This is a genomic window from Micromonospora sp. NPDC002411, assembly GCF_053592955.1.
The window spans coordinates 1-5,496 of record NZ_JBSFBM010000400.1; the positions used below are offsets into that span (position 1 = coordinate 1).

The window sequence follows — 5,496 nt, forward strand, 5'->3', positions numbered from 1 at the left end:
TCGTGCCGCATCGCCTGCACCATCTTGATGATCCCGGCGACACCGGCAGCCGCCTGAGTGTGACCCAGGTTCGACTTCACCGACCCCAACCACAACGGCCGACCAGGGCGATCCTGCCCATAGGTCGCGAGGAGCGCCTGCGCCTCGATCGGATCACCCAACACCGTCGCCGTACCGTGCGCCTCCACCACATCCACGTCAGCGCCCGAGAGCCCCGCATCAGCCAACGCCGCCCGAATCACCCGCTGCTGCGACGGACCATTCGGCGCCGTCAAACCATTCGACGCACCATCCTGATTAACCGCACTCCCCGCCACCACCGCCAACACCCGACGACCATTCCGCAGAGCATCCGACAACCGCTCCACCAACACCACACCCACACCCTCAGACCAACCAGTACCCCCCGCACCCTCCGCAAACGACCGACACACACCATCCGACGACAACCCCCGCTGCCGCGAAAACTCCACAAAAGCCGACGGCGTCGCCATCACCGTCACCCCACCCACCAACGCCAACGAACACTCACCACGCCGCAACGACTGACCCGCCACATGCAACGCCACCAACGACGACGAACACGCCGTATCCACCGTCACCGCCGGACCCTCAAACCCAAACGAATACGAAACCCGACCCGACACCACACTCCCCGAATTACCCGTCCCCAAAAACCCCGCAAGACCATCAGGACTCTGCTGGGCCAGGCCGGCGTAGTCGTGGTACATCAATCCCGAGAAGACACCGGTGTCGGAGCCGCGCATCGATTGTGGGTCGATTCCCGCTCGTTCCAGAGCCTCCCAACTCACCTCCAACAACAGGCGCTGCTGCGGATCCATCGCCAGCGCCTCACGCGGCGAGATCCCGAAGAACTCCGCGTCGAAATTCGCGGCGTTGGTCAGGAATCCGCCCCTGCTGGTCAGGGACGTCTCCGCCAACGCCTCCAGGTCCCACCCGCGATCGGCGGGGAAGTCGCCGATGCCGTCATCGCCGGAGTCGACAAGCCGCCACAGAGCGTCCGGCGAATCCACCCCACCTGGGAAACGACACGCCATCCCCACGATCGCGAGCGGCTCGTCCGCACGTGCCGTCGCCGTGACGGTCTTCGCCGCCGTCACCCCGGACAGCTCGGCCAACAGGTGGTCGACCAGGGCGTCCGGCGTCGGGTAGTCAAACACCGTCGTCGCGGACAACCGCAACCCCGTCGCCGCCGACAACCCGTTGCGGAACTCCACAGCCGTCAACGAGTCGAACCCCAACTCACCGAACGCCTGCCCACCATCCACCGACCACCCCTGCGGATGACCCAGCACCGCCGCCACCCGCGACGACACCAGATCGAGAAGAGCGGCCCGGCGCGCGTCGTGGTCGAGGTTCGCGAGTCGGTCCCGCAGCGGAGCCGAGGCCGCGGCGGCGCGGCGTACGCGTACCAGATGCCGGAGGATGGTCGGGACGGTCCCGGCTGCCCGGATCGCGCGCAGGTCGAGCCGCACGGGCACGGTGACGGCCGTGTCATCGGCCGCCGCCCGGTCGAAGAGCGCGAGGCCCTGCTCCGCGCTCAGTTCGCGGGCACCGCCCCGGAGGAGGCGTTCCCGGTCGGCGGCGTCGATGTCGGCGGCCATGCCGACATCCCAGGGCCCCCAGGCGAGGGAGACCGCCGGCAGACCCAGCCCACGCCGGTGCTGCGCCAGAGCGTCCAGGAACGCGTTCCCCGCCGCGTACGCGCCCTGACCCGCGTTACCGAACACCCCGGCCGCCGACGAGAACACCACGAACGCCGACAACTCCCGATCCCGGGTCAGCTCGTGCAGATACCAACCCGCGTCCACCTTCGCCCGCAACACCGCCGACAGACGATCCACGCTCAACCCACTGACGACACCGTCGTCCAGCACACCGGCCGCGTGCACCACACCGGACAGGTCCGGGACACCGGCGACCACCTCGGCCAGTGCCTCGCGGTCGGCCACGTCCACCGCGACCATCCGCGCGGACGCCCCCAGCGCGGCGAGTTCCGCCAGGAGTTCCGCCGCGTCCGGGGCATCGGCGCCCCGGCGGCTCACCAGCAGCAGGTCACGTACCCCGTGGGTGGTGACCAGGTGCCGTGCCACGTACCGGCCGAGTTGCCCGGTGGCGCCGGTGACCAGCACCGTGCCGTCGGTCAGGGCGAGGGGTCGTGGCGGGGTGCCCGCGGGTGGCCGGATCAGCCGGGGCGCGGTCGCGACGCCGTTGCGCAACGCGGCCTGCGGCTCCCCGGTGGCGAGCAGGTTCGGCAGCGCCGCCTCGGACTCGTCGGTGCCGTCGACGTCGACCAGGACGAACCGATCGGGGTGCTCGGACTGAGCCGCCCGGACGAGTCCCCAGACGGCGGCGGCCCCGGGGTCGGTGACCGGCTCGTCGGCAGTGGCGACCGCGCCGGTCGTGACGACCACCAGCCGCGCGCCGTCCTGCGGTCCTGCGGCAAGCCAGGACTGGAGGGTCTCCAGGACGGCGGCGGTGCGCTCGTGCGCGCCGGTGACGACGTCGGCGTTGGCGGGTTCGACCCGGTGGATCACCACTGGGCCGGTGACGGTGGCGGCGGACGGCGTCAGCGGAATCCAGCCGAGGTGGAACAGCGCATCGTCGGTGCCGGCGCCTGCGGCGGCTGTGGTGATTGGGCGCAGGACGAGTCGGTCGACGGTGAGTACCGGCTGGCCGGCGGTGTCGGTCAGGTCCAGCCGGACGGAATCGGCGCCGAGGCTGCGGATCCGGGCGCGGACCGCGGAGCCGCCGGTCGCGTGCACTGTCACGCCGGACCAGCTGAAGGGCACGCTGGCCCCGTCGGCGTGGGCGGGCAGCAGGTCACCGGCGCCGATGGCGTGCAGGGCGGCGTCGAGCACCGCCGGGTGCAGTGGGAAACCCTCGACCAGTACGGTTTCGTCGAGCGTGATCTCCGCGTACACCTGTTCCTGGTCGCGCCACGCGGCACGCAGCGCGCGGAACGTCGGGCCGTAGAGCAGGCCACGGTCGGCGAAGGCCTCGTAGAGGCCGTCCAGGGAGACGGCTGTCGCGGCGGACGGCGGCCAGGCCGGCGGCGGCGGGTTCGCCGCGCCGGGCTCAGAGGTGAGGACGCCGGAGGCGTGCTCGGTCCACGTTTCGGCGTCCTGGCTCGCGTGGACGCCGACCTGACGACGCCCGTCGCTGTCCGGGGCGCCGACCCGGACCTGGACGTGCACGGCGTCGCTGCCGATGGTGAGCGGGATACCGGTGGTGAGTTCCTCGATCCGGTCGCAGCCGACCCGGTCGCCGGCGGCCAGGGCCAGATCGACGAGGGCGGCGCCGGGGACGACGACAGTCCCGGAGAGGGAGTGGTCGGCGAGCCACTGGTGGGTGGCGACGGTCCACCGGCCGGTGACGACGAGTTCGTCCGCTCCGGCCAGGGTGATGGCGGTGTCCAGCATGGGGTGGCCGGTGCCGCCGCTACCGGTGGGGGTGCCGGTGCCGACCGGCCAGTACCGCTGGTGGTGGAAGGCGTAGGTGGGCAGGTCGACGCGCTGCGCGCCGGGATAGCAGGGTGTCCAGTCGACAGCGACGCCGCGCACGAAGGCCTGCGCGAGACCGGTGAGCAGCGTGGTCGGTTGGTCCCGGTCAGATCGTTGCAGGGGTACGAACACCGCGTCGCTGACGCAGTCCGCGCCCATCGCGGACAGGACCCCGTCGGGGCCGATCTCCACGAACGTGCTGACGCCAAGGGCTTCCAGTGTGGTGATGCCGTCGGCGAAGCGGACCGCTTCGCGGACGTGCCGCACCCAGTACGCGGCGTCAGGTGTCTCGGCGACCTGCCCGGTCACGTTCGACACCACGGGGATGCGCGGCGACTCGTAGGTGAGGGTTGCCGCGACCTGGGCAAACTCGGCCAGCATCGGCTCCATCAACACCGAATGGAACGCGTGACTCACCCGCAGCCGCTTGGACTTGAACGTCGCCGCGACGGCCGCAACCTCGTCGGCGACACCGGAGAGGACGATCGCGCGGGGTCCGTTGATCGCGGCGATGCTCACCCCGTCGGTCAGCAGCGGCAGCACCTCGGCCTCGGTGGCCCGTACCGCGACCATCACGCCGCCGGCCGGGAGGGCCTGCATGAGACGGCCTCGGGCGGTGACCAGTCTGGCCGAGTCCGGAAGGGACAGCACCCCCGCGACGTGCGCGGCGGCGATCTCACCGATCGAGTGCCCGACCAGGTAGTCCGGGGTGACACCGAATGACTCCACCAGGCGGAACAGCGCCACCTCGACGGCGAACAACGCCGACTGGGTGTAGACGGTCTGGTCCAGGTCGTCGCCGTCGGCGATGACGTCGCGGATCGGCCGGTCCAGGTGCAGGTCGAGTTCGGCGCAGGCCGCGTCGAACGCCTGCGCGTACACCGGGAAGGCCTCGGCCAGCGCCAGGCCCATGCCCGGCCGTTGCGACCCCTGACCGGAGAACACGAACGCCGTCTTGCCGCGTATCACCGACCCGACGACCGGGCCGGGCTCACCGGCAGCCACCGACGCAAGATCGTCACGCCCGAACACGACCGCCCGATGCGGGTGCGCCGTACGGTGTGCGGCCAGGGTGAACCCGACGTCGACCCTGTCGGCATCCACCGACGCCAGCCGGGCGGCCTGCCCCCGCAGCGCCTCGGGTGACCGGGCGGAGAGCACCCACGGCACCTGGGCGGGCGCCACGGTCTCCGTGCGGGGCGGCACCTCGATCGACGGCGGCTCTTCGATGATGATGTGCGCGTTCGTACCGGACACCCCGAACGAGGAGACGCCCGCGCGGCGCGGGCCCGGGCGCTGCGGCCACGGCTGGTTGTCGGCGGCGATGCGGACCGCGCCGGCGGTCCAGTCGACGTGCGTGGACGGCTGGTCGGCGTGCAGGCTGCGCGGGATCCGGCCGTGGCGCATCGCCTCGACCATTTTGATGATCCCGGCGACGCCGGCGGCAGCCTGGGTGTGGCCGATGTTCGACTTGATCGAGCCGAGCCACAGCGGCCGGTCGGCGGGGCGGTCCTGACCGTACGTCGCGAGCAGCGCCTGCGCCTCGATCGGGTCGCCCAACGTGGTGCCGGTGCCATGCGCCTCGACGGCGTCGACGTCGGCGGTGGTGAGGCCGGCGTTGCTCAGCGCGGCCCGGATGACGCGCTGCTGGGACGGCCCGTTCGGGGCGGTCAGGCCGTTCGACGCGCCGTCCTGGTTGACAGCACTCCCCCGCACCACGGCGAGCACCGGGTGGCCGTTGCGGACGGCGTCGGAGAGCCGCTCGACGAGCAGCATGCCGACGCCCTCACCCCAGCCGGTCCCGTCTGCGTCGTCGGAGAACGGCTTGCAGCGTCCGTCCGGGGCGAGGCCGCGCTGGCGGGAGAAGGCCAGGAACGCCGGCGGCACCCAGAACCTCACCGTCTCCGGCGCCGGCCGCTACGTCCGCATGTACGGCACCGTCCGGGGCACCGGCTACGGCTACTCGCTCTGG

The 5,496-nt window shown here is 71.7% G+C and carries 1 pseudogene; it reads right to left on the reverse strand.

Going from position 1 to position 5,496, the window contains the following annotated elements:
• Nucleotides 1–5,408, reverse strand: a pseudogene (locus ACWCO3_RS30720) (SDR family NAD(P)-dependent oxidoreductase); the annotation flags it as partial.
• Nucleotides 5,409–5,496: the final 88 nt, after the last annotated feature.